Here is a 256-nt window from a genome sequence, read left to right on the forward strand (position 1 = left end):
GGACAAGAAGGCTGACGTGATGATCATCGATGCCTCCGAAGCGCTTTATCAGCAGAAACGTATGCCTGGCTTGTGTGCGGTCAACCCGACCGCGTACATGCAATACGGCGAAAAGGCCTACCTGTTGCCCCGCGATGATGTGACCTGGAAAAACTACGTTGACCAATGGCTGCATTTGAGCAAGGCCGCTGGCGAGTATCAGCAGGCGCTCGGGGAATGGCTGGCAGTGCCTACGCAACTGTAAAAAGTATCATTT

1 pseudogene is annotated in these 256 nt (G+C 53.9%); it reads left to right on the top strand.

Annotation, left to right across the window (positions count from 1 at the left end):
* Positions 1 to 244, top strand: a pseudogene (locus ALO43_RS15650) (transporter substrate-binding domain-containing protein); the annotation flags it as partial.
* Between the last annotated feature and the right edge of the window lie 12 nt (positions 245 to 256).

Origin of the sequence: Pseudomonas tremae, assembly GCF_001401155.1 — a bacterium.
In the GTDB taxonomy this organism is placed as follows: domain Bacteria; phylum Pseudomonadota; class Gammaproteobacteria; order Pseudomonadales; family Pseudomonadaceae; genus Aquipseudomonas; species Aquipseudomonas tremae.